This is a genomic window from Nocardia lijiangensis NBRC 108240, assembly GCF_001613045.1.
GTDB classification, from domain to species: Bacteria; Actinomycetota; Actinomycetes; order Mycobacteriales; family Mycobacteriaceae; genus Nocardia; species Nocardia lijiangensis.
This window is the reverse complement of record NZ_BDBP01000011.1, coordinates 16,465-40,886: the sequence shown is the minus strand read 5'-3', so window position 1 is coordinate 40,886 and position 24,422 is coordinate 16,465. Positions and strand designations below refer to the sequence as shown.

At 66.7% G+C, this 24,422-nt stretch carries 19 protein-coding genes and 2 pseudogenes; 11 read left to right on the top strand and 10 right to left on the bottom strand.

From position 1 onward, the window contains the following. A pseudogene (locus NL1_RS04240) lies at nt 1-720 on the bottom strand (Fe-S oxidoreductase); the annotation flags it as partial. Nucleotides 721-1,039: 319 nt separating this feature from the next. Between NL1_RS04240 and NL1_RS04235 the strand changes: the two are divergent. Further along, nucleotides 1,040-2,626, top strand: coding sequence for a serine/threonine-protein kinase (locus tag NL1_RS04235; protein ID WP_067834496.1), 1,587 nt, complete (start codon nt 1,040-1,042; stop codon nt 2,624-2,626). On the opposite strand, the gene NL1_RS04230 is transcribed toward NL1_RS04235, so the two are convergent. From NL1_RS04230 to NL1_RS04220, 3 genes are all read right to left on the bottom strand, one after another. After that, nucleotides 2,623-2,973, bottom strand: a complete 351-nt coding sequence (locus tag NL1_RS04230; protein ID WP_067834494.1) for an NUDIX hydrolase — start codon at nt 2,971-2,973, stop codon at nt 2,623-2,625. The genes NL1_RS04235 and NL1_RS04230 overlap by 4 nt on opposite strands. A gap of 145 nt (nt 2,974-3,118) precedes the next feature. Continuing rightward, nucleotides 3,119-4,954, bottom strand: coding sequence for an acyl-CoA dehydrogenase (locus NL1_RS04225; RefSeq protein ID WP_067834492.1), 1,836 nt, complete (start codon nt 4,952-4,954; stop codon nt 3,119-3,121). A 267-nt stretch (nt 4,955-5,221) separates the two neighbouring features. Beyond that, nucleotides 5,222-5,887, bottom strand: a complete 666-nt coding sequence (locus NL1_RS04220) for a fasciclin domain-containing protein (RefSeq protein ID WP_067834508.1) — start codon at nt 5,885-5,887, stop codon at nt 5,222-5,224. A 185-nt stretch (nt 5,888-6,072) separates the two neighbouring features. Here NL1_RS04220 and NL1_RS04215 point away from each other — a divergent pair, with 185 nt between their 5' ends. Beyond that, on the top strand, nt 6,073-6,945 hold the full coding sequence (locus NL1_RS04215) for a MerR family transcriptional regulator (RefSeq protein WP_067834491.1): 873 nt from the start codon (nt 6,073-6,075) through the stop codon (nt 6,943-6,945). Nucleotides 6,946-7,132: 187 nt separating this feature from the next. Further along, nucleotides 7,133-8,083, top strand: coding sequence for a phytoene/squalene synthase family protein (locus NL1_RS04210; RefSeq protein ID WP_067834489.1), 951 nt, complete (start codon nt 7,133-7,135; stop codon nt 8,081-8,083). On the opposite strand, the gene NL1_RS04205 is transcribed toward NL1_RS04210, so the two are convergent. Then, complete coding sequence (locus tag NL1_RS04205) at nt 8,061-8,921, bottom strand: universal stress protein (protein WP_067834487.1); 861 nt, start codon at nt 8,919-8,921, stop codon at nt 8,061-8,063. The two genes, NL1_RS04210 and NL1_RS04205, sit on opposite strands and share 23 nt — an antisense overlap. 216 nt (nt 8,922-9,137) lie before the next feature. On the opposite strand from NL1_RS04205, the gene NL1_RS04200 reads away from it, so the two are divergent. Both NL1_RS04200 and NL1_RS04195 read left to right on the top strand, forming a co-directional pair. Next, nucleotides 9,138-9,866, top strand: coding sequence for an SDR family oxidoreductase (locus tag NL1_RS04200; protein WP_245673083.1), 729 nt, complete (start codon nt 9,138-9,140; stop codon nt 9,864-9,866). Nucleotides 9,867-9,929: 63 nt separating this feature from the next. After that, on the top strand, nt 9,930-10,388 hold the full coding sequence (locus NL1_RS04195; protein WP_162272683.1) for an aminotransferase-like domain-containing protein: 459 nt from the start codon (nt 9,930-9,932) through the stop codon (nt 10,386-10,388). Between the two features lie 78 nt (nt 10,389-10,466). Here NL1_RS04195 and NL1_RS04190 read toward each other — a convergent pair whose 3' ends face one another. Then, nucleotides 10,467-11,132 (bottom strand): ArsR/SmtB family transcription factor, encoded by a 666-nt coding sequence (locus tag NL1_RS04190; RefSeq protein WP_067834483.1) that lies wholly within the window; start codon nt 11,130-11,132, stop codon nt 10,467-10,469. Between the two features lie 179 nt (nt 11,133-11,311). On the opposite strand from NL1_RS04190, the gene NL1_RS04185 reads away from it, so the two are divergent. Then, nucleotides 11,312-12,601: an MFS transporter gene (locus tag NL1_RS04185; RefSeq protein WP_067834481.1), complete on the top strand. Its 1,290-nt coding sequence runs from the start codon at nt 11,312-11,314 to the stop codon at nt 12,599-12,601. A gap of 99 nt (nt 12,602-12,700) precedes the next feature. On the opposite strand, the gene NL1_RS04180 is transcribed toward NL1_RS04185, so the two are convergent. Further along, the gene (locus NL1_RS04180; RefSeq protein WP_067834479.1) at nt 12,701-13,861 is read right to left on the bottom strand and encodes a hypothetical protein; all 1,161 of its coding nucleotides are present in this window, start codon (nt 13,859-13,861) and stop codon (nt 12,701-12,703) included. Beyond that, nucleotides 13,861-14,796 carry a metal-dependent hydrolase gene (locus tag NL1_RS04175; protein WP_067834477.1) on the bottom strand — a complete coding sequence of 312 codons (936 nt, stop codon included), beginning with the start codon at nt 14,794-14,796 and terminating at the stop codon, nt 13,861-13,863. The genes NL1_RS04180 and NL1_RS04175 overlap by 1 nt, the downstream gene beginning before the upstream one ends. Nucleotides 14,797-15,044: 248 nt before the next feature. On the opposite strand from NL1_RS04175, the gene NL1_RS04170 reads away from it, so the two are divergent. Then, nucleotides 15,045-15,665, top strand: coding sequence for a TetR/AcrR family transcriptional regulator (locus tag NL1_RS04170; RefSeq protein WP_067834475.1), 621 nt, complete (start codon nt 15,045-15,047; stop codon nt 15,663-15,665). 83 nt (nt 15,666-15,748) lie between these two features. On the opposite strand, the gene NL1_RS39245 is transcribed toward NL1_RS04170, so the two are convergent. After that, nucleotides 15,749-16,282, bottom strand: a complete 534-nt coding sequence (locus NL1_RS39245; protein ID WP_245673084.1) for an alpha/beta hydrolase family protein — start codon at nt 16,280-16,282, stop codon at nt 15,749-15,751. 115 nt (nt 16,283-16,397) lie between these two features. Beyond that, nucleotides 16,398-16,619, bottom strand: a pseudogene (locus tag NL1_RS40125) (alpha/beta hydrolase); the annotation flags it as partial. Nucleotides 16,620-16,960: 341 nt separating this feature from the next. Here NL1_RS40125 and NL1_RS04160 point away from each other — a divergent pair. From NL1_RS04160 to NL1_RS04145, 4 genes are all read left to right on the top strand, one after another. After that, nucleotides 16,961-17,437, top strand: a complete 477-nt coding sequence (locus NL1_RS04160; RefSeq protein WP_067834472.1) for a DUF1772 domain-containing protein — start codon at nt 16,961-16,963, stop codon at nt 17,435-17,437. Between the two features lie 152 nt (nt 17,438-17,589). Further along, the gene (locus NL1_RS04155; protein ID WP_067834470.1) at nt 17,590-17,988 is read left to right on the top strand and encodes a PPOX class F420-dependent oxidoreductase; all 399 of its coding nucleotides are present in this window, start codon (nt 17,590-17,592) and stop codon (nt 17,986-17,988) included. 140 nt (nt 17,989-18,128) lie between these two features. After that, complete coding sequence (locus NL1_RS04150; protein WP_067834503.1) at nt 18,129-18,539, top strand: DUF3291 domain-containing protein; 411 nt, start codon at nt 18,129-18,131, stop codon at nt 18,537-18,539. A 125-nt stretch (nt 18,540-18,664) separates the two neighbouring features. After that, nucleotides 18,665-24,175 (top strand): ATP-binding protein, encoded by a 5,511-nt coding sequence (locus NL1_RS04145; RefSeq protein WP_067834468.1) that lies wholly within the window; start codon nt 18,665-18,667, stop codon nt 24,173-24,175. Nucleotides 24,176-24,422 lie beyond the last annotated feature (247 nt).

Sequence of the window (24,422 nt, the reverse complement as noted above, 5' to 3'; positions counted from 1 at the left end):
GAAGAAGGCCGAAATCCGGTGCCACGCCACGCCCCACGTGAGCTTGCGGCCGATGAGATACAGGAACGCCGCGCCCGCGAGCATCTTGACGAACGCGAAGACCGAGATCATCAGCGGGCTGGCCGGCAGCAATCGAGCGACCTGCATGGTGAACGGGTCGGTCGATACGTGCCCACCACCGTAGGTGGCGATCTTGCCGGCCTTGACCAGGACATCACCGAGACCGTGGGTGAGCACGATCATCTCGATGAGATACGCGGCAAGAAAATTGGACCCTCCGAACCGGGACAGACGCTCGGGACGCCGCGGGTGATTCAGCTGCCGGATGACAATCAGCACCACGATTCCGATGATGGTGGCGAGGCTGAGGACCTCCTCCAGCAAGTGGTAGGCGAAGGTATCGCCGACAACCGGCCAGCCGAACTCGGGATCGAAGGTCTGACCGTAGGACTCGAAGTAGAAGACCATGCCGAGCAGGAACCCGGCCATCACCAGCCAATGCGCCCAACCGACGGTCCGGAACTTGTTCATCCGTGTGTGCGCGACGACCTCGACGCCGACGGTCTTCACCCGCGGCAGGACAGGGCGTAGCCGTGACCGGTCGGGCTGGCCTGTGCGGAAGACGCGAATCATCCGGGATACCCCGGCAAAGAGCACTCCCCAGCAGAGCAAGGTGATGGTGGTGCCGATGATCCCGAGTGCGATCGTCGCAGTGCTCATGGTGCAGTCCCCCGTCCCGAGAAGTCACTGACCAGCAACAACAGGCATGTTACTGGTGGGTAACTTATGTATATGATGTCAAAGTATCATCGAATCGACAGGGGCGAAAGTCCCGCTCCGGGTCACCTTCTCGGGGAGAGCATTGGTCAGTTTTGTTGTGGCGGTTGATGCTTGGCGGACTTGCTGGAGGATTGCGGCTGGTTCACGGCGATCGATTGCCTCCGCGGTCGGTTCGGCCCCGCCCTTGGTCGGGGTGGGAACCCATCGCCTAGGCGCTCTGCCGCGGTCGTGCGTCGGTGTGTTCCGATATGGTCGGGGTATGTCCGGGCAGCGCGGCGGCAGCTCGTTCGGGAACTACCACCTCGAACGGTTGCTGGGGCGTGGCGGTATGGGCGAGGTGTGGTTGGCGCGCGACCGCGGCGGCGGCGCCGTGGCACTGAAAGTGTTGTCGACGACGTATTCGGCGGATCCGGCCTTTCAGCGTCGCTTCGAGCGAGAGGCACGGCTGGGAGTCGAGTTGCGCAACCCGCACATCGTGCCCATTCACAACTTCGGTGCGGTCGAGGGGCACCTGTTCCTGGAGATGGCCTATATCGAGGGCGTCGATCTGGCCACGCGGTTGCGGTCGGGCGCGCTGGCACCGGATCGGGCCGTCGAGGTCATCGCCCAGGCCGCCGAGGCACTGGATGCTGCGCACGCTGCCGGGCTCGTTCATCGGGATGTGAAGCCGGCCAACATCCTCGAGCACACCAGCGGTTTCGTGTACCTGATCGACTTCGGTATCGCCCGGGGCGCCGACGGCACCGCGATCACCGCCACCGGCCAGGTCGTTGGCACGTTGCAGTACATGGCGCCGGAACGGTTCGACGGTACGCTCGACGCCCGCTCCGATATTTATTCGCTGGCCTGCGTGCTCTACGAAACCCTCACCGGACGCCTGCCCTACGGTAACGGCGATCCGGCCCAGCAGATGCGCGCGCACATGATCTCCGCACCACCGCATGCCTCGCATGCCGCCGCTGGTGTTCCCGCCGCACTCGACGCCGTGATCGCCCGCGGTATGGCCAAGGATCCGCGCGACCGCTACGCCAGTGCGGGGGAATTCGCCGCCGCGGCGCGCGAGGCCCTCGGCCTGCCTGCGCCGGCGCGACCACCCTCACCGGTTCTGCACCAGGCCGCGTCGAATTCGCGCCCCGCGACTCGCGTCATGACAGCCGCAGGCCCGACAGCCATCGAGGAAGTGGCGACGACCGAGAAACGCGGGTCCCCGCCATTCCCGCCCGCATCACATCCCTATCGACGGCGAAGCCCTTCGATGAACAGGTGGATAGCCTTGGCCGCCGGGGCAGCCGCCGTCGTCGCGGTGGCACTGTGGCTGCTGGCAGGCGGCATCGACATCGGGTCCGGCCCGGGTCCGAATACGACGACCCCCGAAGCCGCCGCTCCGGCGACGACCGCTCCGCTTCCCTCTCCGGCCGAGGCACCGCCCCCCGACCCGGCAGGCACCGTGCGCGACGGGAATTTCGCGTTCACCGTGACCGACACGGTTTCCGGCGTGCCCATCACCGGCTCGGCGACCGCGGGCGGTCCGTACACCATCGTGACGCTGACGGTCACCAATGTGTCCGATTACCAGCAGGCTTTCACCGTCGCCGATCAGCGCCTGGTCACCGCCGGTGGCCGCTCGGTCGCACCCGAGGTCGCCGCCACCGCCGGACTCAACCCTTCCGGCGCCGAACCGATCGCGCTCGATCCCGGCCGCACCGGCACGGTCAAGCTGGCCTTCGACCTTCCGGGCAAAGACAAAAAGAACGACAAGAAGAACGACAAGAACCAGGACGTTCCGAGCCACCTGGAGCTGCACGGCGGTCCGACGACCTCCGGCGTGATCGTGCCCATCCGCTAGCCGAGGCCGTACCACGCCGAGCGCGCGCCTGTGGCGATGATGTCCTTGACTGCGCTCGGGCGCAGGTCTGCGGCTCGGAGCTGTTCTGTTGGGAGCCAATCGAACTCCAGATGCAGCTCCTGGCTGCGCGGCTCGCCGTCCATGTCGCTCGTACAGTCGCGCTCTTCGACAATGACGTCCCAATCACGTTGTTGCGGGCATTCGCCGAGTCGTGCGCCGCGGTCGGTTGGCACCGACTTCACGGCATCGGTGAAAACCGATGACACTTCCGCCGCGATGTATCGAACCGAATTCGAAACGGCCGCCCGATTGCCGCCGATCGTGCCCACACCGGCGCTGCAGTTCACCTTCGATCCCCAAGGTTGGCTGATCGCGGTGTTCGATTACGTTTCCGGTCGCCACCCCGGCTCGATGTGCGGACGTGAGTTGCGGCGGGCCGGTCGACGTAGGGGAGCCCGATGAGATCGGCCGGGCCCGCCGGGCGTGCGACGCCTAGAAGGCGGCTTCGTCGAGTTCCATGATCGAGGTGTCGATCTCGGACATGACAGCCCAATCGGCGCTCAGTCGCGGCAGCACGGTCTTGGCGAAGAACGAGGCGACCGCGATCTTGCCTTCGTAGAAGGCGCGGTCGGCGCCGCCATCGCTGGAATCCAGTACCGTGACGGCGATCTCGGCGGCGACCAGCAGACGCCATCCGACCAGCAGGTCGCCGACGGCGAGGAGGAAACGCACCGACTCCAGGCCGATCTTGTACAGCTCGGTGGGGTTCTCCTGCGCGTCGAGCAGGTGCTGGGTGAGCCGGCCCGCCATGTCCTGCACGTCCTCCAAGGCGGTGGCGAGCAGGATCTTCTCGGCCTTCAAGCGGTCGTTGCCTACGGTGGATTCGGCTGCTTCCCTGACCTTTCCGGCGACGTGGGCCAGTGCCACGCCGCGGTCGCGGGCGATCTTGCGGAAGAAGAAGTCCTGCGCCTGGATGGCGGTGGTGCCCTCGTACAGCGAGTCGATCTTGGCGTCGCGGATGTACTGCTCGACCGGGTAGTCCTGCAGGAAGCCCGAACCACCGAAGGTCTGCAGCGACTCGGTCAGGTACTGGTAGGCCCGCTCGGAACCGACACCCTTGACGATCGGCAGCAGCAGATCGTTGACCCGCGCGGCGAGTTCGGCGTCTGCACCGGAGACATGTTGGGCGACAACGGGATCCTGGTGTGCGGCGGTGTACAGGTAGATCGAGCGCAGGCCCTCGGCGTAGGCCTTCTGCATCATCAGTGAGCGCCGCACGTCGGGATGGTGGGTGATAGTCACCCGCGGGGCGGATTTGGTCGCGATCGTGGTGAGGTCGCTGCCCTGTACGCGCTGCTTGGCGTATTCCAGCGCATTGAGGTATCCGGTCGACAGGGTCGCGATGGCCTTGGTGCCGACCATCATCCGGGCTTGTTCGATGACGTCGAACATCTGCGCGATGCCGTTGTGCACCTCGCCGACCAGCCAGCCCTTCGCCGGGATGCCGTGACCGCCGAAGGTCAACTCGCAAGTGGCAGAAGCTTTCAGGCCCATCTTGTGCTCGACGTTGGTGACGAACACGCCGTTGCGTTCACCGGGTTCGCCTGTCCGGAAGTCGAAGAGGTACTTCGGCACGATGAACAGGCTCAGCCCCTTGGTGCCGGGATCGGCGCCTTCGGGCCGTGCCAGCACCTGGTGGAGGATGTTCTCGAATAGGTCGTCGGAGTCGGCGGAGGTGATGAAGCGCTTGACACCCTCGATGTGCCAGGATCCGTCCTCCTGCTTGACCGCCTTGGTGCGGCCCGCGCCCACATCGGAACCGGCGTCGGGTTCTGTCAGCACCATGGTGGCGCCCCATTGTCGTTGTACCGCCAGCGCGGCCCAATGGCGTTGCTCTTCGGTGCCGATGCCATTGATGATGTCGGCCATGCCAGGTCCGCCCGCGTACATGAACGCGGCCGGCTGCGCTCCGAGGACGAATTCGCTGATAGCCCAATCCAGCATCCGCGGTGCGGGAACGCCGCCGACCACCTCGGCTTTGCCGACGCGCCACCACTCGCCGTCGTACCATGCGCGCACCGACCGCTTGAACGCGTCGGGCAGTCGCACCGAATGCGTCGCCGGATCGAAGACCGGTGGATTGCGGTCGGTCTCGGCGAAAGAATCGGCGACCGGTCCCTCGGCCAGCCGCGCGGCTTCGGTCAGCATCGTCCGCGCGGTCTCGCCGTCCAGGTCGCCGAATGCTCCGGTTCGCAAGATCTCCTCGAGGCCGAGTACCTCGAACAGGTTGAACTCCAGGTCCCTGACATTGCTCTTGTAGTGCCCCATCGGCCCTGCCCTTCCGGCGATTCTCGGTCTGGTTGCCGAGATGTGTCGGGCGCATGTGATCACGCCCAGCCGAAATTCTGGCAGGCGGGAAGCCAGGAAGGCAGTCGTAAGTTACTGGCCATTATGGAGTATCTTTTGCATCCGATGCACGAACTAAAGGAGTACCTCCCGATATCGGGGAGGGAAAGTTAATGCTAAATTACAACCTGGGGTGGCGCTGTCGACGGTAATGGGTTCCGGCGCAGCCCGATCGCGTTCGGTGCGCGTTCAGCTCATCGGGGGCATCAGAACCGCGTCGATCAGATACACCGTCGCGTTCGTGGTCTGGACCCCGCCGCAGATCACTTCGGCGTCGGAGACCTGGATGTCGTCGCCGGATCGGGTCACGGTGACTTCGGAGCCCTGCACGGTCTTGTGGGTTCCGGCGATTTGGTCGGGGGAAAGCCGGCCAGGTACTGCGTGGTAGGTCAGCACGGTGGTCAGCGCCTGGGCGTCGGTCTTCAATGATTCGATCGCGGCCGGATCCACCGCGGCGAATGCCTCGTCGACGGGCGCGAAGATCGTGAACTCCCCGGAGTCGAGGGTGCCGACGAGGTTCACCTGCGGGTTCAACTGCCCGGATACAGCGGCCGTCAGTGTGGTCAGCAACGGATTGTTGGATGCCGCCACGGCGACCGGTTCTTGGGCCATGCCGGCGATGGAACCGGGCCCGGTCGGCACTTGGTCGGCGTAGGACTGGCAACCCGGTCCGACCAGTCCGGCGGCGGGATCGCCGCTCGGTGAGGTTGTGCCCGGCGCTGCCGTCGTCTGCATCGGCGTGGCGGCCGGCTGTGTGGTCGGTGCGGAATCCGTTTCCTCGTTCGTGCAGGCCGCGGCGGCGGCGAACGAGGCAGTCAGCAGAATTGTCGCCAGTACGGCTTTCGTGTCCTTCATGTCGTTCACCACTTCTCCTCGGGGCGGCCGGTCGCCGCATCTCCTGTCGTTTCCTTCTCCTCGCGTCTGCGCGCATGCGGCGATCAACCGACTTCGAGTCGAGTCACTGGGGCGCAACGCGCCTGGCCTTGTTCGCTTTCCCTACCGCCACGCTACCATGAAACGATGCATAAACGATTCAAGCCATGACCGCCGGTCCCGCGTCCGTTTCCGGCGCGGCCGGGTACACGGTGCGCGCGGTAGCCGATCGCCTCGGCATCCCGACCGCGACGCTGCGCAGTTGGAACCGCCGCTATGACATCGGCCCTACCCGCCAGCCCGGAAAGCATCGCCTCTACAGCGAGTCCGATATCGCGGTACTGGAGCAGATGCTCGTCCTGATCCGTTCGGGCGCCAGCCCGGCAGGTGCGGCGGCCGCGGTAACCGGGCGGCACGCCGCGCCCGCACGCGGCCATTGGGAGCCGCTGCTCACCGCCGCCTTCGTGCTCGACACTCGGGCGTTGTCGGCGCTGCTCACCGCGCATCTGCATGCGTACGGGGTCATCGACACGTGGGACCTGCTGTGCCGCCCCGCTTTTGCCGCGATCGTGTCACGGCAGCTGGCCGGCGAGGGCTGCGTCGACGTCGAGCATCTGCTGTCCTGGTCGGTCACCGTCGTCCTGCACCGCTACACTCCGCCGGCGGTGCCCGCGAACGCGCAGGCGGCGATACTGGCGTGCACGGGCGGCGAGACCCACGCGCTACCGCTGGAGACGCTGCGGGCCGCGCTCGCCGAACGCGGCGTCAGCGCCTGGATGCTCGGCGCCGACGTGCCCGCGGCTGCCATCGCCGATGCCCTCGCGCGCACCGATCGCCGTCCCGATGTGGTGCTGTGGTCCCAGCAGGAGTCCACGGCGCTGACCTCGGCGATATCCGCTTGCGCGGCTGCGGGCGCACGAGTGTTCGTCGGCGGGCCGGGCTGGGACTCGGTCATTCTGCCGGATGTGGCGAGTCCGGTGACCACGCTGGCCGACGCGGTCGATCGGATCGCCGGACCTCGCGACCGACCGCACCGTTAGCCGGGTAGCCGTGCGATCGATCGCGGAATGCGTTGTGTGGCTTCCGCCCTCGCCGTGATGTTGCCCTCTGGACGCGCTCGCGAAGCATGCTGTGGCCGTCCCCGCAGCTTCGAGACTACGTCATTGTGAATCGAATATGCATCGTTCGATGTATCCTGGGCGAGACAGCTCTGATCGGACACCCGAGATGACGCATACCGAACTCGATGCAGCAGGTATCACCGATCGATCGCTACGACGGTCGTATGAACACTGCCGGGCGCTCAACGCCCGGCACGGCAAGACCTTCTTTCTGGCCACGCGGTTGCTTGCTCCCGACCAGCGACCCGGCGTTCACGCGCTCTACGGATTCGCCCGTCGGGCGGACGACATTCTCGACGATCTCGATCCACAACTCGGAACCGCCGAGCGAGCGTCTCGATTGGACAGCCTGGCAGAGGAATTCACAGTGGGTGACACGGGTGGTGATCCGGTGCTGGCCGCGGTGCTGCACACCGCCGGCCGATACCGCATACCGGATGATCTCTTCGCCTCCTTTCTCGCGTCGATGCGAATGGATCTGTCGGTCACCGACTATCCCGATCGCGCAGCCCTGAATCGCTACATCTATGGATCGGCCGAAGTGATCGGTCTGCAGCTGTTACCGATTCTGGGCACGACGTCCTCCGAGCAAGACGCGGCGCCGTATGCGGCGGCGCTGGGCAGGGCGTTCCAGCTCACCAACTTCCTGCGCGATATCGATGAGGACCTGGCCCGCAACCGCCTCTATCTGCCCGCCGACGAACTGGCCGTTCACGGCGTGGATCGGGAGCTGCTCGTGTGGTGCCGCCGGTACGGCCGCGCGGATATTCGGGTGCGCCGCGCACTCGCCGCGCAGCACGAGATCACCAGGCAGACATATGACTTCGCGCGTGGAGGCATCGAACTGCTGGCACCGCGCTCGCGTCCCTGCGTGGCGACCGCGCTACTGCTGTACTCCGAAATTCTCGACCGCATCGAAGACGTCGGCTTCGAAGTGTTCGGCTACCGCGCCACCGTTGGCACCCGGCGGCGTGTTCGCGTCGGCGCCGAAGGCTTGCTGCGCGCGTGGTGGGCGCGCAGCAAGGGTCAATGGGTTATGCGGGGCGGACGACGATGACGGGGCATTCGGCGCGGTGCAGGACGGCGTTGGGGACCGAGCCGAGGGTCATGCCGGGGAATCCGCCGCGGCCGTGGCTGCCGAGCACGATCAGTTGCGCGCCGTCGGCGGCTTGCAGGAGGCGGCGGGCGGGGCGGTCTTCGGTGACGATGCGGGTGATCGGCACGTCAGGGTATTTGTCGCCGTATCCGGCGAGGCTTTCGGCCAGCAGCGCTTCGGCTTCGGTCTGCATTTCCGCGCGGGACTGGTAGCGGTAGAACTCCGACCAGGTATGTACGGCAATCAGTTCCGTGCCGCGCTGGCTGGCTTCCTCGAATGCCATCGCGACGGCTTGTGCACTGCACGGTGAGCCGTCGACTCCCACGACGACCTGCCCTTGCCAGATGTCGCGTTCGGTCTCGGGGATGACCGCGACCGGTCCGTTGGCGTGGCGGACCAGCGCGGTGCTGACCGAACCGATCAGGATGCGGCCGAACGCGCCGTGGCCGTGAGTGCCGACGACGAGCAGGCGCGCGTCGGCGGCGCGGTCGCGCAGCACCGGTACCGGCGCGGCGTCGGCCAGGACCGGGAAGACCTCGATCGGCGCGATCGGTGCGGCCGCGGTGCGGGCGGTGTCGATCGCGGTGGTGAGCAGGTTGTGTCCGGCGCGGCGCCAGGATTCGATGTCGAAGATCGGGCCTGCCATGCCGGGTCCGAAGTCGGTCGGGACGCCGAGTGCGTGGATCAGTTGCACAGGGGATCGGTGGTGGGCGGCGTATTCGGCTGCCCAGCGCACGGCGGTGAGCGACTGCTCGGAACCGTCGACGCCGACAACGACCGGCGGGTTGGTGGTGGACATCTGCGTGTGCCTTTCTGTCCCTCGCTGATGGGCCAGCTGTTCACAGGCTAGGCAGCGCGTGTCCCGGCGCGCGCTGGTCGTTGGTCACCGGCCGTCGGGACCAAGGACCGCATCGATGGACGGGGCGGCGGTACGGTGCCGAGGGCGCGGGAGGCGCGCACGACCGACTGTCGTCGATTACTAGGAGGCATTCCGGTGGGCCGAGGGACGATCATCGTGACCGGAGGAAGCAGAGGCATCGGCGCGGCCACCGCGCGCAGGCTCGCGCGGGAGGACTACACGATCCACCTGACCTACCGCGCCGACGCCGAATCCGCCGCCGAGGTGGTCGACGGGATCGTCGCCGCGGGTGGGCGTGCCAGCGCGACTCGCGCCGACCTGGGCAGCCCCGCCGATATCGACGCGCTCTTCGCCGCCGTCGACGCGGGCCGCGAGCCGCTCGCCGGGTTGGTGAACAATGCGGGGATGCTCGAAAACCAGTGCCGGGTAGCGGATCTCGATGCCGACCGGCTGCATCGGGTGATGGCGGCCAATGTCGTGGGCCCGATGCTGTGTGCCGCGGCGGCGGTTCGGCGGATGTCGCGCCGCCATGGCGGCGGGGGTGGGGTGATCGTGAACGTGTCCTCGGCCGCCGCACGCCTCGGTGCGCCCGGTGAATACGTCGACTATGCCGCGAGCAAGGGCGCGATCGACACCTTCACCCGCGGGCTGGCGGTCGAGGTCGCGGGAGAAGGCATCCGCGTCAACGCGGTCCGCCCCGGCTATATCCACACCGGCATCCACGCCCTGGGCGGTGACCCCGACCGCATTGACCGCCTCGCCCCGGCGTTGCCGATGGGCCGGGGCGGCCACCCCGAGGAGGTCGCCGAGGCGATCGCGTGGCTGATGTCGGAGGCCGCCTCCTACACGACGGGCAGCTTCCTCGATCTCGCGGGCGGCCGCTGACCTCGCACGTCGCGAAAGTAGCGGCACCCCAGTCAGATCCGAGCCGATACGGTCAGCCCTGACGTGATTGCTGGATGCGCGCCGGACGCGGCAGCGATGTTGCATCGACCACCCCAACCGCCGCACGACGCCGCTGGCCGCTGCCCCGGCCCGCCCGGGCTGGTCGCGGCGGTCGCTGTGGGGTGGCTGGCCGACGGCACAGCCGCCGCCCTGGAGGACGCCAGTCGCCGCACCGCCGAGGAGCACCAGCGGGTGCTGCGCGCTGAACTCGGCGACATGGGGCTCATCGCCCACCCGCGCTCGTACTTCGCGTGGCTGCCGGTGGATCCGCAGCAGCGGATGGATCGCGTTGCGGCGAATCTGTCGCGGCGCGGTGTGCGAATCTCGACCGCCGAAATGTTCGCGACCACAACGCATGTCCCGCACGGGCTGAGGATCGCGGTGGGGTCACCGGCGCTGAGCGCGTTGCCCGGCGCGCTCGCGGCCGTTCGCGCTGCCCTCGAATCCGTACCGCTGGGTTGACCGGCCATCCGGCGCTCGAGCATGCGGGCCGCAGCAGACACGGGGATCGGGGCCCGCTGGCGCGAAGGACGGGTGAGTTCAGTCGGTGGCTGATGCGACGGGCAGACCGGCTAGGCGCCATTCGAGTACGCCTTCGTCGAGGCGCTTGACCGATCGGCCTGCTTCGCCGGCGATGCGGATGGCTTCGGGCGCCATGACGCAGTAGGCGCCGCGGCAGTAGGCGACGATGTCGCGGTCGGCGGGAAGTTCGGCGAGCCGGTCGGCGAGTTCGGCGAGGGGGATGTTGATCGCGCCGGGAATGTGCCCGGCTACGTATTCGTCGTGGGGACGCACGTCGACCAGGATGATGTCGCCGGTGTCGCGGCGTCGGACCAGTTCGTCGCGGGTGATCACGTTGTCGGGCGAGCCGAGTGCCGCGGCGGCCGCGACGGCGACGTCGGCCAAGTGGGCTTCGGCAACGGTCTGCACGAGGGTGTAGAGCCGGGCGACGTCGTCTCCGGCGAGGCGGTAGTACTGGCGGGTGCCGTCGCGGCGCGCTTCGACCAGTCCGCCGCTCTTGAGGGTCTGCAGGTTGGCCGACGCGGTGGTGAGGTTCATGCCGGTCGCGGTCGCGATCGACTCGACGGTGCGCTCGCCCTGGGCGAGCAGGTCGAGGATCTGCAGGCGGCGGCCGTTGCCGAGGGCTTTGCCGACACGGGCGATCGCGTCGAAGAGGACGGCATTGCGACCAATCGGCTCACGCATCTTGCTTCTCCAATGTTTCATAGATTATTGTTCCAATAATCTTTGGAACAACGTCACATCGCGAGTGTATTCCCACCGGCCTCGCCGGTCCGTGTGGACGCGGCGGTGTGATCGGACCCTGGCCTGTCCGTCGATCGAACAACTGTCGGCGGGGTGGGTCGGCGAAGGGAAGAATCCCAGTGCCCAGCACCGACAGCATCACCCTGTCCAGCCCCGAGCTACCCGCGGAACTCCAGCGCCGCATAGTGCGTGTGCTCGTCGCCGCGCAGGTTCTCAGCGGCGCCGGACTGGCCGCAGGCGTCACCGTGGGCACCCTGCTGGCCCAAGACATGCTCGACTCCACGAGCCTGGCGGGCCTGCCCAGCGCCCTGATCACCGCCGGTTCGGCACTTGCCGCTGTCGCCGTCGGGCGCATCTCGCAAGCCCGTGGCCGCCGTCCCGGTCTGGCGGCCGGATACCTGACCGGCGCGATCGGCAGCCTCGGCGTCTTGGTGGCGGCCGCCGCCGACGATCCGATCCTGTTGTTCGTTGCCCTCTTCGTCTACGGCGCGGGCACCGCCACCAACCTCCAGGCACGCTACGCGGGAGCCGACCTGGCCGATGTCTCGCACCGCGGCCGGGCCGTAGCAACCGTGCTGGTCGCCACCACTCTCGGCGGGGTCGTCGGCCCCAATCTCGCCGCCCCCACCGGCGCCCTCGCGGAAGCGCTCGGCATCCCGCACCTGGCCGGACCGTTCCTGCTCGCCGCGGCCGCCTACGCCCTGGCTGCCCTCGTGTTGACCGTGTGGCTACGGCCCGATCCGCTGCTGCTGGCCCGGAGTCTGCCCGCCGACGGCGACTCGGCCGACGCTGCGGATGGGACGGTCGCTCGGTCCACGCCCACCCGCTCGACCGGCGGGGTCGCGGTGGGTGCCCTGGTCATGGCAGTGACGCAGCTGGTGATGGTGGCGATCATGACGATGACACCGGTGCACATTCACGACCACGGACACGGCATCGCCGCCTCCGGGTTGGTCATCGCCATCCACGTCGGAGCCATGTACCTGCCTTCACCGCTGACCGGCTGGCTCATCGACCGCTACGGACGCCTGCCCGTCGCCGCGGCCGCGGGGCTGACTCTGCTCGCGGCCGGACTGATCGCGGCGACCGCGCCCGGAGATTCCGTCGCGCTGCTCGCACTGGCCCTCGCGCTGCTCGGAGTCGGCTGGAACTTCGGCCTGCTCTCGGGCACCGCGATCGTCGCCGACGCCGTCCCGCTCGCCACTCGCGCGAAAACGCAAGGTCTGGTAGATGTTTCGATTGCCATCGCCGGTGCCGCTGGGGGCTTGGGCTCCGGTCTCGTGGTCGCGGCGGCCAGTTATCCCGCCCTCGCGTTGACCGGCGGCCTCCTGGCGGTGGCCGTCGTGCCTGTCGTCGGATACGTCAGTCGCGGCGGCGACCGGCGCGAGCTCGGCCTAGCAGACCATTGATCGTCAGACGTTCGGGTGAGCGTCGCGTGCAGGCGCGGGTGGCCCGATGTGAGGGTGGGAGTGACGGGATCGGGCCGGGTACCGCCGGGGACTGGTCAGCTATACCGTGTGAGTCACCGCATCTTCTCCGGCGGAAGGAATGTTGCTCTCTTCGGCTTTTCTGTGCGGCACTGTGAATGTGGCTACCACACAGAGTATTGCGACGGTGAAGCACGCGAGTGTGTACCAGAGATTCCCCACGGGGTCTCCCTCGCTTGTCGAACCATCGACGGCGTCGAAGAAGTCGGGCAGCGCGGTCACCCAGAGTAACGCCATAACGCACAGATACACCACACTGTAGGTTCGGACGAAGTCGTTCGTGTAGCGAGGTGTTTCCGAGTGGTCTCGCCGTAGCCGGAGCCACTGGCGGGTGAGGATCAGGACAGCGACAATGGTGACGATGACCAGTTCGGCCGCATAGAGGAATCCCCGCAATGTGGTGTTCCCGACGCCGAAAAGCGTTGCAGGGATCGGTAACACGGCTGTCCCCAGAGACCCGAGTATGCCGATGACCACCGTGCGCCAGACCAATTGCAGGCCGGTGAAGGTACGGCCCTGGTCGACGTGGCGACCGACGAACAACTGGACGAAGAACGCGAGGGACATCGGCCACAGCGCGGCGAATACCACCACGCTCGGTAGCGGTACCGAATCGAACATCGGTTGATTGAGCGAGTTTTCGATCGACCACTCCCACCAGCGCAGCTGCGGTCCGAGATGGTCGAAGATCTCATAGAAGGCGTGGTGGACGAAGCCCACGCAGACCGCACCGACGAGAACCCCGTACCGACGAAAAACTCCCAGCATTCTGACGATTTCGAAGGCCAAGGTGGCCATCAACGGGTAGATCGCGACGATGTACAGCGGGAGTCGACCCCACAGGAAGTCCACAGTGAAGACGTTGTGGGCGAACATCGTGTCGACGTGTTCGTCGATACCGAACGCTGCGGGAAAGTACAGGGGCGGTTCGATAATGAACAGGTACGCGGTCGCGCCGAACCAGAGCACGAGATTGGTTGGATCGCCTTGCCGACGCAACCGCACGATCGCGTATATCAGCGCGAGCACCGCGCCCAGCACGATGGTGAACTCGAGGACCGGCAGCGTCCAGTTTTCCAACGCAAAAGGGTTTCGCAACTCGACGAGTCCACCGGCCTCCCGGCACGAGAAGCCGAGCTCCGTCGCAAGCTGGTCGAAGGTAGGCGCGCAATGATCAGCCATCACTCCGCCTCCCGCGCTGCGACCGTGTCGGCGGTGTACCAGTGCGAGACGTCGTAGCCGGCCGCGTAGCGTTCGAACCACACGTCGGCGAGTGCGGGCAGTGTCTCGTGGTCCGGATTGTGCTTGGGCAACTGACTGCGGATGACGCCCACCAGCGCGATGAGTTGTTCGCCGAGTGGTAGATCGTCGAAGGCGCGCGCCATCGGGCCGTTGTCCTCCGTGCGCAGCCGCAACCACTTGCGCAACTTCTGCTTACCTCGGTACGACACGAACATCGACAGCGCGTCGCTCTGCCGATCTTCCAGTGGGACATGCTTGTTGAAGCCTTCGCAGGCCAGCCTGATGACCTTCATCACGTGCCGGAAGATCGACGGAGCCATACGCATCCGGTAAATGTCGCTTCCGACAAGGGAATCGAAAATGATCAATGCGGAACTTCGATGTTCGACTTCCTCGACGAAGTGCCAGATGAAAAGCGATGCGACACGGTCGTCTCCCGGCTGGAAGAGGGTCGAATCGTTGTCGAGCATCAGTTTGAACACCGGGGTGAAGGTCGCCTCCAGGTCGGCAGTGTAGGCGAGCCGGTAGTTGAGGGGAGTGTTCACGGTGAGGTGGTCGAATTCCCCGATGACCTCGTTGAGGGTCTCCTGTAGCCCCGGGTACCGCCTGATCAGGCCGTTGGCATGCTGGCGATGAGCGGTCGAGTGTTGCCCCTCCTGACGCACGAACGCGTCGGCTTCCTCCGCAACCGCGGGATCGGCTATCAGCGGCATGGCCTCGCGAATCATGTTGACGATCATCTTCTCGAAGCCGATCGCCAGGAAAGACACCGCATTGGCCATGGACGAGAAGGCCGGGTTCTCTTCGTTCCACAGGAACGGCACGTCGTAGTCAGCGAACGCGAAACGCATCTGTCGGACTTGCAGATCGGTCACTTGGCTGTACCTCATCTTTCGGGAGCGGTTCGGCCGCCGCGCTCGGATGCGCCGAACCCATGATGGCGCTGATCATACACAGAGCGAAGGAAGTGTATGATCACAATTGTGGATGTTGTCTCGAAGCGCGGGACGAGCGACCCGACGGCCCTGTGGTAGCGTCGAGCCCCTGATCCCGACGGTCGGCGGGGTTCCCACGCGGACGGTTTCGCACGCGACGGACATGGTTCGAGCGGAGGAAGCGAGCAGTGGCAGGAAGGCGCGGGTGGGGCGGAAGTCCACCGAGTAACGACGAAGAAGCGTCCCGTCGAATTGTCTCCGCCGCAGTCGATCTGATCGGACAAACGGGTTCGGAGATCAGCATTGCCGACGTCGCGGAGTCATTGGGTGTCATCCGGCAGACGGTGTACCGATACTTCCCCAGTGCGGATGCTCTGATGAAGGCTGCGGCGATCGCGTCGGTCGATGGCTTTCTCGATCGGCTGACGCAGCATGTCAGCGGTATCGAAGACCCGGTCGAAGCGATGACCGACGGTGTGGTTTACACGCTGACCGAGGTACGCCGAACGCCCCATCTGGGCATTCTGCTGTCGAGCACGTATTCGAACGTCCACCCCGAGAGTCTCACCTCCGACGAGGCGCAAACCTTCGGAATGACGATGATCAGACGCTTCGACGTCGATTGGGAGCACTACGGATACGACGATGCATCGCTTCACGAGCTCGTCGAATACGTGCTGCGAACGATGCAGTCGTTCTTCGTTTCCCCGGGCAATCCACCACGGAGCGAAGATGATCTGCGGCGATATCTACGACGCTGGATGGGAGCCGCGATCGTCGCCCAAAGGAAGCCGGCTACGAGCATTTAGGTCACCGCACCGTCAACGCCGGCCACGGTGCCTGAAGTCTCCGACTACCAGTTCGCGTAACGGCTCGAAGTCGGCGAACGTCGTCACAAGGTCCGTCCGAAGTGGGCGGCGACCGTGTCGACCGCGAGGGTGACCTGAGGCTCCTGGTCGTAGAAGTCGAACTGGCCGCCTTCGGTCCAGAAGATGTCCTTGGGTCCGGCCAGCCCGGCGTGGAAACGCCGTGCGCCGTCGGGGATCGCGGCCTGCTCGCTGTGCACGAGCAGGGTGGGCTGGGAGATCTTCGGCGCCAGCGCGATGGAGTCGAAGGTGAGCCAGTCGACCCAGGACATGACGGCGAACCGGTTGGGCCAAGCGGGAATTCCACCGCGAGCGGGGTTGAGGTAGAAGTCGATGTCGTAGGGCATGGCCGCGCGTTCGTCGGTGGCGCTGACCACCGGCACGTAGTCGATCTCGCCGGTCTCCTCGAACCGTGATCGCGCTCGCTGCCCCCTCTCGATCTTGGCGGCCACCACCTCGGCCCCGCCGTAGGCCTGTTCGCAGATGGCCGCGTCGTGCAGCCATGGCGCCACCAGCGCGAGCGATTTCACCCGTGAGTCGTGAGCTGCGTTGTCGGACATGTACATTGCCGCGGCGCAGATCCCCAGCGCCGAGTCGCGCGGCGTCGACAGCGGAATGTCCGGCCAGGAAGCCCACCGCGTTGTGGATATCTCGCACCTTCCGCGGCGGGGATTCGACATCGCGCGGTTCGCCCGCCGATTCGCCGAAACCGGTGAAATCGAACGACAGCGCCGCGTAGCCGTGCGCGGCCAACCGCTCGGCGTACCGGTCGGCCATCATTTCCTTCACGCTGGTCCACGTCCCGGCCACCACCACGCCCGGCGCCGGGTCCTGTCCCTGCGGCAGGTGCAGGTTGCCGACGAGTTCTACTCCGTCGCTGTCGAATTCGACTTTCATGGCCTGAATCTCCCCTCGTAGTCCATCGGCTCGCGCCACACACCGGCCACGGCAAGGGGCGTCACGGAAGTCGGTTGCCGTCCCCAGAGCGCCGTCATCACCTCCCTGATGATCCGCCAGGCGCGGGCGGATCGCAGGAGGTCCGAACGATTGGTACCGACCGGCGTCCACCGCGACGCGCCATACGCCCGCCGCATGGCCGTCCGTGCCCTGTTCGCCAGCGCCCTGCCGCTCGTAGCCGACGAGGGGGAAATCTAGCAACGCTAGACAGGCTAGCGGATGAATGTTACCGTTGCTCCAGTTTCTAGCGCTGCTAGACTTCAGGAAGAGGAAAGCCGAAAATGCTCATTGTCACCGGCCAGATCATCGCCGCCGTAGCCGTTCTCGCCAACGCCGTCGTCTATGGCACCGACGTCTGCGGGGCCGTGATCACCCGGTCCGTGTACCGCAAGCTCGATGACGAGACCGTGACCATGAGTGCGGGATGGGGTCACTACTACGGCGACAAGCGCATGCCGGTTGTCGGTGTGAGCGGTGTGGTCACCGCGGTGTTCACACTGCTGATCGCGCTGCTGGCCGGGCAGATCGGCGCCGCTGTCGCGGCGGGGATCACGGTGGCGGCGCTGCTGACCTGGCTCGCCTTCTACGTCCGCATCGCCAAGCCGATCAATTCGCAGCAGACGGCCGCTGCGCAAAGCGGCATCATTCCGGCCAACGCCCGTGCGCTGCAGGACAAGTGGGACAGCATTCTGAAGTACCGGGTCACCCTGCAGTTCATTGCCATTGCCGGACTGTGCGCCGCGCTGATTCTGTTCTGATCTCAGAGCACGGAATAGGCGGTGTCCGGCTGAACCGCCGACGCAAGACGCGCGGGACGCGGCAGGCAACAGCTTGCGCTTCCCGCACCCAACAACTTCCGGCTGATCGCCGGGGGCACACCTGATATCGAATTCACCGAGGAGTAACCGACATGACCTTCACCATCAACGAACAGCAATTCCTCGCGGAGGCCGGGATCGGTCGGCTGGCCACGGTGTCGCCCGACGGCGTTGTGCAGAACAACCCGACCAACTATCGGGTGAACGCCGACGGCACGATCGACATCGGGGGCATGCGGATGCGTGCCAGTCGAAAGTACCGCAACGTCGAGGCGGGCAGCCGGGTGTCGTTCGTCATCGACCAACAGGTTTCCTTGGAGCCCTACGTGATTCGCGGCATCGAGGTGCGCGGCACGGCCGAGACGCTCGATGACGAGGAGCCACCGTTCCAGCACCAGGAACGCGCGGTCATCCGAATTCACCCCGAACGCGTCATCTCCTGGGGCATCGACGGCGGATCCTTCGACTTCACCAGTCGCGGCGCCGAGTAGTCAGGCATCGTGGGCGATCCCACACGACCCGACTACTCGAGTATTGATCTTGTCAGGACAAGTCGGCGTGAGTGTGGGAAGTTGGCCGCACGGCACCGAGCGGTGCGACGGCTACGACCATGCTGGAAGGCCTCGATCCCATGCCGACTCTTCCCTGGCTCACGGTGAATTCCACACCGACCTCCCCGGCGCAGGTGATGGCCTCGCGGTTGGAGGTGAAGTCGCTGCGCCATGTGCCCGGCTTCTTCATGGCGTCGCTGACGCTGTGGCGGCAGGCGCGTCGCTCGCCCGGCGTGCTCGGGCTTTCCCTGAAGGCGGAACTGCTGAAGCGGACGTTCTGGACATTGTCGGCATGGACCGGCAAAGACGCCATCGACGCCTACGCGTCGTCCGACCCGCACCGGGCGACGGTGGTTCCCAAGCGTGCGGTGATGCAGGAGTCGACGTTCGTCTTCTGGGAGGTTCCCGCCGACAGCCTCCCGATCACCTGGGCGGAAGCGCGGCGCCGCCTCGACGAGGAGCGCCGGTCACGTAACCCCGCGACGGAATAGCGAAGTACCTACTACCGCTACTTATTTCGAGCTCTCGATTCGACGGCGGGTGCAGCTGCCGCCACAGTTGTATGTGCAGTGGGGCCGACGATCAGTCGGGCAGGCGTGCACGAGAGGGCTGAGAGATGTTCACCCGGATTGCAATTGTCAACCGCGGCGAGGCCGCCCGCAGGCTCATCCACACGGCCAGGGAATTGGGTGTCGAAACCGTCGCGCTATATACCGACGGCGAACGTCATGCCACCTTCGTGCGGGAAGCGGACCTGCGGTATTGCCTGGGACCGGCGAGCGCGCGCCCCTACCTGAATCTGCCGTTGCTCGAACGCGCCCTCCGCGAGACGGGTGCGGACGCGGCCTGGGTCGGCTGGGGATTCGTGGCCGAGGATCCGGCATTCGCCGAACTGTGCGCGCGCGTGGGTGTCACCTTCATCGGTCCGAGCGCCGAAGCGATGCGCAGGCTCGGCGACAAGATCGGCGCGAAGCTGCTGGCCGAGCAGGCGGGTGTGCCGGTCGCGCCGTGGAGCGGCGGTGCGGTCGAAACACTCGACGCCGCAATCGAATCCGCGCAGCGGATCGGCTACCCGCTGATGTTGAAGGCGACCGCGGGCGGTGGTGGGCGCGGGATCCGAGTCGTCACCTCCGAGGCCGATCTGCGCGGGGCCTACCGGCGCACGAGCGAGGAAGCCGAGCGCGCCTTCGGCAGCGGTGTGGTGTTCCTGGAACGTCTGGTGACGGGTGCACGGCATGTCGAGGTGCAGGTGATCGCCGACGGGCAGGGCGGCGCCTGGGCGCTGGGCGTGCGCGATTGTTCGGTCCAGCGGCGCAACCAGAAGATCATCGAGGAGTCCGCCTCACCGGTGCTCACCACCGAGCAGGCACTGGAGCTGAAGGAATCCGCACGGCGGCTGGCCCTGTCCGTCGGCTACTGCGGGGCCTGCACCGTCGAATTCCTTTACCACCCGGGCGAACAATTTTTCGCGTTCCTCGAGGTGAATACCCGGCTACAGGTCGAACACCCGATCACCGAGGCCACCACCGGCGTCGACTTGGTGAAAGCCCAGTTGCGGGTGGCGGCCGGAATTCCACTGAGCGGTCCGGTGCCCGTCGAACGAGGGCACGCGGTGGAGGCCAGGCTGAACGCCGAGGATCCGGACCGTGACTTCGCCCCGTCACCCGGCCGAATCGCGTTGCTGCGGTTGCCGACCGGGCCGGGCATCCGGGTGGACACCGGTGTCGGTGAGGGCGACGAAATCCCCGCGGACTTCGATTCCATGATCGCCAAGATCATCGCCTACGGCCAGGATCGGACCGAGGCGCTGCAGCGGCTGCGCCGGGCAGTGGCCGACACCACGGTGGTGATCGAGGGCGGCGCTACCAACAAGAGCTTCCTGCTGGCGCTGCTCGACACGCCGGAGGTGATCGACGGTACCGCCGACACGCGTTGGGTGGACCGCGTGTCGGCCGAGGGCGATCTGACCGTCCAGCGCCACCTCGGCGTGGCCTTGGCGGCTGCCGCGATCGACGGCTACGAGGACACCGAGCGCGGCGCTCGCGAGCGGCTCTGGGAGAGCGGGCGCGGGCGGCGTCCGCACGTACAGCACGAGGTCGGCCGCGCGGTCGAATTGCGAGTCGGTGAGATCGGGTACCGGGTTACGGTGGCCAAGGACGGATTCGGGCGATTCAGCGTCGCGATCGAGGACGGGATCGCGGATCGCGTCGAATTCGATGTGGCTGTCGAACGGATCGACGTGCACTCGGCCGCGCTCACCGTGGCCGGTCAGCGCTACCGTTCGGTGTCGGCGACGCACGGCACGGTCCATTCGGTCGAGATCGACGGCGTCGCGCACCGGATGAGCCGGGACGAAGGTGGTGTGCTGCGCGCTCCCGCACCCGCCTTGGTGGTGGCCACTCCGGTCGAGGTCGGTGGCGAAGTGCACAGCGGCGCACCGGTTCTGGTGCTGGAGAGCATGAAGCTGGAAACCGTGCTGCCCGCGCCCTGCCATGGCCGGCTCCGGGAACTGCTGGTCGCCGTCGGCAGTCAGGTCGCGGCGGGTGAGCTCCTGGCGAGGGTGGAACCGGCGGGTGGCGCCACGCAGGCGGCGCCGTCGACATCGATCGATCTGATGATCCCGTTACCCGCGCAGCCGCCGAGGCCGGCGGATCGGGGGCGCCGCGCGCGTGCGGACCTGCGCGCCGAACTGCTCGGCTTCGACGCCGCATCCGGCGACGCTTGGGCCCGCTACCTGCTGGACCGGGACGCGCTGGCGTTCGCGGACGATGGTTGGCTCGCCGGTGAGGTCGAACTGGCCGAAATCTTCGTGGATATCGCGGAGTTGGCGTCCCCCGAGGCATCGGGCCGTGGCGCCGACAGCCCGCGCGAACAACTGCATATCTACCTGCAGAGCCTCGATGCCGAGCGGGGCGCGATCCCGGCAGCGTTCCGCACCGGACTCGGCCGCGCATCGGCGCACTACGGGGTCACGGAACTGGAGCGGACCCCCGAACTGGAAGCGGCCGTCTTCCGAATCTTCCTGGGCACCACTCGGATTCCCGCACATGTCACCGTGGTAACCGAACTGCTGAAGCTGTGGATCGGTGCGAACCCGCCGCCCGCGGCGCAGCAACCGCACACCCGCGAGATCTTGGACCGGGTGATTCGGATGTCCCGCTCGCGATTCCCCGCGGTCGCCGACCTGGCCCGCAGCGTCGTCTTCGCCTGGTTCATGCGCCCCGCGACCGATGCCGCCAGAGCCGCGATGCTGGCCGGGGTGTCCGAGGATCTGGCCGCACTGGCGGCGGCGCCGGATTCGCCGGAGCGGGCGCGTCGGATCGCCGCGCTGGTCGACATTCCCGAACCGCTGTACGAATTCCTTGCCGAGCGTCTGCTCGCGGGTCCGGACGGCCGATTCGCGCCGCGCGAACCCATGTTGGAGGTGCTCGCCCGCTGGCACTACGGCGAACAGCACCTGCACACACTGCGCGCCTTCGACATCGCGGGTCGCCCGTTCGTGGTCTGTGACTATCGGCTGGAACTGCATCCGGCCCACGCCGTGCCGACGACCGCTGTCGCCACCGTCGGCGCCTTCGCCGAGCTACCGGAATACGCCGATCAGCCGGACACCGCACTGGTGGCCGCATTGCGCGCCGAATTGCTCGCGGTCCCGGTCGGTCAGGTGGCCGTGGCCGATCTGCATCTGGTCTGGCCGGACGCACCCGCCACGCCCGACGAACGCGCCGAGGCGCTGTGCCGCGGTCTGATCGCTGCCCGGCTCTCCGAGCAGGCGCGGCGGATCGTGGTGGCCGTGGCCGGACCGGTCGTCGAGTTCTACACCTTCCGGCGGGCCGAGTCGGATCTGGCCGAGGACCGGCTGGTGCGCGGGGTGCACCCGCTGGTGGGGCGGCGGCTGTCGCTGTGGCGGCTGCGGCACTTCCACCTGTCGCGGATCCATACTCCTGAACCGATTCTGCTGTATCACTGTGTGGCCAAGGACAACCCGGACGATCAGCGGCTGGTGGCGCTCGCCCAGGTCCGCCGCTTCGAGTTGACCCGCGACGAGCAGGGGGCGATCGCGGCGATCGGTGATGTCGACACGGTGCTCTCGGCATGTGTCGAGGCGATCGGGCGGGCTCGCCACCGTCTCGACCCGGCGGGGGCCTGGCTGGATATGAACCACATCTGGCTGGATATCCGGCCGGGTATCGAGGTCGATCTGGCGGAGTTCGCGGCCTGGCAGCGTTCCGTCGCACCGGAATTCATCGAGGCAGGTGTGCAGGAAGTGCTGGTCCAAGCGCGCCTTGCCACCCGGGAGGGGACTGCCAGGGAAGCGGTCACCCGGTTGCGCTACGAGCCCGGTTCCAGCGCGCAGGTCACCATCGGCGGACCGCCGCAGGTCGCGCTCGAACCGCTCGACGACTACGACCAGAAGGTGGTGCGGGCGCGGCGGCGCGGCACCGTGTATCCGTACGAACTCATCCCGCTGCTCACCGGTACGGCAGGCACCTTCACCGAATACGATCTCGACTCCGAGTCCACCTCGTCGCGGCTGGTCCCGGTGGACCGGCCCCGCGGGCGCAATACATCGGGCATCGTGGTGGGTGTGGTGTCGACGCCGACGTCGCTGCACCCGGAGGGCGTGTGCCGGGTGACTCTGTTCGGAGACCCCACCAAGGCCCTCGGCGCGGTATCGGAGGCCGAGTGCGCCCGGATCATCGCGGCGCTGGATCTCGCGAAGCGGCTGGCGGTTCCGGTGGAGTGGTTCGCACTCTCGGCGGGCGCGCGTATCTCGCTGGATTCCGGCACCGAGAACATGGACTGGGTGGCCCGCGTCTTGCGCCGTATCGTCAGGTTCACCCAGGACGGCGGCGAGATCAACGTGGTGGTCGCCGGGATCAATGTCGGCGCCCAACCGTATTGGAACGCCGAGGCCACCATGTTGATGCACACCAAGGGCATCCTGGTGATGATCCCGGACGGCGCGATGGTGCTGACCGGTAAACAGTCGCTGGACTTCTCCGGCGGGGTGTCGGCCGAGGACAACTTCGGCATCGGCGGCTACGCGCGGGTGATGGGCCCGAACGGGCAGGCGCAGTACTGGGCCGCGAACCTGGCGCAGGCCCGCGATGTGCTGCTGGCACACTACGCGCACAGCTACCGCGGTCCGGGGGAGCCGGTGCCGCGCCGGGCCGTCAGCACCGACCCGGTGGGCCGCGACATCACCGTTTTCCCGCACCCGGGTCCGGATTTCCGCACGGTGGGTGAAATCTTCTCCGCCGCCGTCAATCCCGATCGCAAGAAGCCCTTCGACATCCGCACCGTGCTGCGCGCGGTCACCGACCAGGACCATCAGCTGCTGGAGCGCTGGGCGGATATGGCCGACGCGGACACTGCGGTGATCGCCGACGCCCGGATCGGCGGCTGGCCGGTCTGCCTGATCGGAATCGAATCGAAGCCCGTTGCCCGGCACGGTTTTCCGCCTGCCGACGGTCCGGACACCTACACCGCGGGAACGCTGTTCCCGCGTTCGTCGAAGAAGGTGGCGCGGGCGATCAATGCGGCCAGCGGCAATCGGCCGTTGGTCGTGCTCGCCAATCTTTCCGGATTCGACGGATCGCCGGAGTCGATGCGCACGCTGCAGTTGGAGTACGGCGCCGAGATCGGCCGGGCGGTGGTGAACTTCGACGGCAAGATCGTCTTCTGCGTGATTTCCCGCTACCACGGCGGCGCTTTCGTGGTCTTCTCGAAGGCACTGAATCCGACGATGACGGTGCTCGCGGTCGAGGGGTCTTTCGCCTCGGTGATCGGCGGGGCTCCGGCCGCGGCGGTGGTGTTCGCGCGCACCGTGGACGCGCGCACCGTCGCCGACGACCGCGTCCGCGACCTGGAACACCGACTGGCTCGGGCCGGCGTGTCCGAACAACCCAAGCTGGCCGCCGAATTGGTCGATCAGCGCACGGCGGTGCGCGCCGAGCATCTGGCAGCGCTCGCTGCCGAATTCGACGCGGTACACAGTATCGAGCGGGCGGTACGCGTCGGGTCGGTGGATTCCGTCGTCGCCGCGAGTGAGCTGCGCTTTCGGATCGCGACCGCGATCGACGGATGGATGCGGGACGGGCGTTTATCGGCGGAGCGGGAATGAGCTCGGGTGCAACCAGTTCCAGTGGAGGTAGAGGCCGTGGTTGCCGCTCGACAACTGATCAATTGACCTAATTGAAAATTGGGATATTTACCTCATTTGACACGTTTGCAGTTATTTTGCGGTAGGAAAGTGTCGCGGTTGCCGACGTTGTTCGTCGCGCACCGTCACCGCGCTGATCAGCTTCACGTTCAACGTCTCTGCGGCGTAGTTCGGCTCGTCCGATGTCGCGGGGGCCGGTGTCACTCTC

Coding starts and splice junctions, on each gene's coding strand:
- NL1_RS04235 (WP_067834496.1), top strand. CDS start 1,040: ATGTCCGGGCAGCGCGGCGGCAGCTCGTTCGGGAACTACCACCTCGAA.
- NL1_RS04225 (WP_067834492.1), bottom strand. CDS start 4,954: ATGGGGCACTACAAGAGCAATGTCAGGGACCTGGAGTTCAACCTGTTC.
- NL1_RS04220 (WP_067834508.1), bottom strand. CDS start 5,887: ATGAAGGACACGAAAGCCGTACTGGCGACAATTCTGCTGACTGCCTCG.
- NL1_RS04215 (WP_067834491.1), top strand. CDS start 6,073: ATGACCGCCGGTCCCGCGTCCGTTTCCGGCGCGGCCGGGTACACGGTG.
- NL1_RS04210 (WP_067834489.1), top strand. CDS start 7,133: ATGACGCATACCGAACTCGATGCAGCAGGTATCACCGATCGATCGCTA.
- NL1_RS04205 (WP_067834487.1), bottom strand. CDS start 8,921: ATGTCCACCACCAACCCGCCGGTCGTTGTCGGCGTCGACGGTTCCGAG.
- NL1_RS04190 (WP_067834483.1), bottom strand. CDS start 11,132: ATGCGTGAGCCGATTGGTCGCAATGCCGTCCTCTTCGACGCGATCGCC.
- NL1_RS04180 (WP_067834479.1), bottom strand. CDS start 13,861: ATGGCTGATCATTGCGCGCCTACCTTCGACCAGCTTGCGACGGAGCTC.
- NL1_RS39245 (WP_245673084.1), bottom strand. CDS start 16,282: ATGTCCGACAACGCAGCTCACGACTCACGGGTGAAATCGCTCGCGCTG.
- NL1_RS04160 (WP_067834472.1), top strand. CDS start 16,961: ATGCTCATTGTCACCGGCCAGATCATCGCCGCCGTAGCCGTTCTCGCC.
- NL1_RS04155 (WP_067834470.1), top strand. CDS start 17,590: ATGACCTTCACCATCAACGAACAGCAATTCCTCGCGGAGGCCGGGATC.
- NL1_RS04150 (WP_067834503.1), top strand. CDS start 18,129: ATGCCGACTCTTCCCTGGCTCACGGTGAATTCCACACCGACCTCCCCG.
- NL1_RS04145 (WP_067834468.1), top strand. CDS start 18,665: ATGTTCACCCGGATTGCAATTGTCAACCGCGGCGAGGCCGCCCGCAGG.